Origin of the sequence: Sulfuricaulis sp., from assembly GCF_041499725.1 — a bacterium.
Classification (GTDB): domain Bacteria; phylum Pseudomonadota; class Gammaproteobacteria; order Acidiferrobacterales; family Sulfurifustaceae; genus Sulfuricaulis.
Map to the genome: position 1 here is coordinate 1 of NZ_JBGQKW010000150.1, position 2,870 is coordinate 2,870.

Genomic DNA, 2,870 nt, shown 5'->3' on the forward strand with positions numbered 1-2,870 from the left:
AGCTCCTGAACGAGCTGGTGGGCCAGATATAAGACCATGGCCGAGGCACTTACCATCGCCCGTCCCTACGCCAAGGCGGCTTTCGAAACCGCGCAGGCGAAGCAGCAGCTGGCCGCCTGGTCGCGGATGCTGGCGGCCGCGGCCGCGGGCGTCGGCGAGCCTGTGGTGCAGACGCTGCTCGGCAGCCCGAAACTGCCGAAGCAACAGATCGCGCAGATTTTCATCGAGCTCGTGGGCCAGGAACTCGGCGACAGCGGCGCGAATTTCATCCGGCTGCTGGCGGAGAACCGCCGTCTCGGGTTGCTGCCCGTGATCGCGCAGGTATTCGCGCAATTGCGCGCCGATGCCGAGCGCACCATCGAGGCGACCGTGATCTCGGCCAGCCCGCTCGGCGATGAGGAACGCGCGGCGCTGGCCCGGGCCCTGAAGAAGCGGCTCAACCGCGAAGTGACACTCCAGTGTGAAACCGATCCCCGGCTCATTGGCGGCGCCGTGATCCGTGCCGGGGATCTCGTGATCGACGGTTCGGTGCGCAGCAAGCTCGAACGGCTGGGCCTGGCGCTGGCCCGTTAGTGACCCGGCACGATCACATTTGAACGAAGGGGAAACGCCTGTGACTGATAGAATCTGCGTGATAGGACGAGCGTGCCGGGTCAATAACGAAATTCTTACGATTTTGTTTATTGCGGCGGCACGGTGGCCTCGTTCGCGGACCCCGGACCTTTTAGCCGGTCCGGCACGTTCAGGTTGTTTCATGCCGCCGCAATAAACAGAGGAACGACAATGCAACTCAATCCATCCGAAATCAGCGAACTGATCCGCGCGCGCATCGAGAAGTTCGCGCCGCAAGCCGAGGCCCGCAACGAAGGCACGGTGGTCGGTCTCACCGACGGCATCTGCCGCGTGCACGGCTTGGCCGATGCCATGCAGGGCGAAATGCTCGAGTTCCCGGGCAACACCTTCGGGCTCGCGCTCAACCTCGAACGCGACTCGGTCGGCGCCGTGATCCTGGGCGAGTACAAGCACATCACCGAGGGCGACGCCGTGAAATGCACGGGCCGCATTCTGGAAGTGCCGGTCGGCCCGGAGCTGATCGGGCGCGTGGTGGACGCGCTCGGCCAGCCGATCGACGGCCGCGGTCCGATCGCCACCCGGCTGTCGAGCCCGATCGAGAAGATCGCGCCGGGTGTGATCGCGCGCCAGTCGGTGAGCCAGCCGGTGCAGACGGGTCTCAAGTCCATCGACGCGATGGTGCCGATCGGCCGCGGCCAGCGCGAGCTCATCATCGGCGACCGTCAGACCGGCAAGACCGCGCTCGCCATCGATACCATCATCAATCAAAAAGGCACGGGCGTGATTTGCATCTACGTCGCCATCGGCCAGAAGGCCTCGTCGGTGGCGGCCACGGTGCGCAAGCTCGAAGAGTACGGCGCCATGGGCCACACCATCGTGGTGGCGGCGAGCGCCGCCGAGTCGGCGGCCATGCTGTACATCGCGCCCTACTCCGGCTGCGCCATGGGCGAGTACTTCCGCGACAGCGGCCAGGACGCGCTGATTGTGTACGACGACCTCACCAAGCAGGCCTGGGCGTACCGCCAGATCTCGCTGCTGCTGCGGCGCCCGCCGGGGCGCGAGGCGTATCCGGGCGATGTGTTCTATCTGCATTCGCGCCTGCTGGAGCGCGCCGCGCGTGTCAATTCCGATTATGTCGAGAAGGTGAGCGGCGGCAAGGTGAAGGGCAAGACCGGCTCGCTCACCGCGCTGCCGGTGATCGAAACCCAGGCCGGCGACGTGTCGGCGTTTGTGCCGACCAATGTGATCTCGATTACCGACGGCCAGATCTTCCTTGAGACCGACCTGTTCAATTCCGGCATGCGCCCGGCGATCAACGCCGGCCTGTCGGTGTCGCGCGTCGGCGGCGCCGCCCAAACCAAGGTCGTCAAGAAACTCGGCGGCAGCGTGCGTCTGGCACTGGCCCAGTACCGCGAGCTGGCGGCGTTCGCGCAGTTCGCCTCGGACCTGGACGCCACCACCCGCAAGCAGCTCGATCGCGGCGCGCGCATCATGGAGATCATGAAACAGCCACAGTACTCGCCGATGAGCGTGGCGCAAATGGCGGTGTCGCTGTTCGCGGTGAATGAAGGTTTCCTGGACGAGGTGCCGATCAACAAGATTCGCGCTTTCGAGGACGCCTTGCAGTCGTACATGAAATCGAGCCAGGCGGCGTTGATGGACAAGATCAACGCAACGCCGGAGTACTCCGACAACGTGGCCAAGGCCTTGCGCCAGGCGCTCGAAGACTTCAAGGCGCATAACGTTTGGTAAGTGACGCCCTCACCCCTTGCCCTCTCCCGCAAGCGGGAGAGGGGGAGTAGGAAGAAAACTTTATATATATGGCCATCGGCAAAGAGATACGCAAGCAGATCAAGAGCATCCAGAACACGCAGAAGATCACGCGTGCCATGGAGATGGTCGCGGCCAGCAAGATGCGCAAGGCCCAGGAGCGCATGCAGGCGGCGCGTCCGTACGCGTACAAGATCCGAAACGTCGTGAGTCACCTGCACTACGCGCATTCTGAATACAAACATCCGTTCGTGATCGAGCGCGCGACGAAGCGCGCTGGCATGATTTTGGTGACTTCCGATCGCGGTCTGTGCGGCGGTCTGAACACGAATTTGCTGCGCGCGGCGCTGGTCGAGATGAAGGCCTGGCACGACAAGAAAGTTGATATCGACCTGTGCACCATCGGCAGCAAGGGCTTCATGTTCAGCAAGCGCATCGGCGCGAACATCCTGTCGCACGTGGCGCATCTGGGCGACAGCCCGCGCATCGAGGACCTGATCGGCACGGTCAAGGTCATGCTCGACGCC

The 2,870-nt window shown here is 63.9% G+C and carries 3 protein-coding genes; all 3 read left to right on the forward strand.

Features of this window, described 5'->3' with window-relative positions; translation table 11 throughout:
* Window positions 1-36: 36 nt before the first annotated feature.
* Window positions 37-573: a F0F1 ATP synthase subunit delta gene (locus tag ACC569_RS14420; RefSeq protein ID WP_372524219.1), complete on the forward strand. Its 537-nt coding sequence runs from the start codon at window positions 37-39 to the stop codon at window positions 571-573.
* 210 nt (window positions 574-783) lie between these two features.
* Window positions 784-2,325 carry a F0F1 ATP synthase subunit alpha gene (atpA, locus tag ACC569_RS14425; protein WP_372524220.1) on the forward strand — a complete coding sequence of 514 codons (1,542 nt, stop codon included), beginning with the start codon at window positions 784-786 and terminating at the stop codon, window positions 2,323-2,325.
* 68 nt (window positions 2,326-2,393) lie between these two features.
* A partial coding sequence (locus tag ACC569_RS14430; protein ID WP_372524221.1) for a F0F1 ATP synthase subunit gamma occupies window positions 2,394-2,870 on the forward strand: 477 nt, incomplete at its 3' end.

Bases quoted from the DNA above. Each gene is read 5' to 3' on its own strand.
- atpA (WP_372524220.1), top strand. From the start codon at position 784: ATGCAACTCAATCCATCCGAAATCAGCGAACTGATCCGCGCGCGCATC.
- ACC569_RS14420 (WP_372524219.1), top strand. From the start codon at position 37: ATGGCCGAGGCACTTACCATCGCCCGTCCCTACGCCAAGGCGGCTTTC.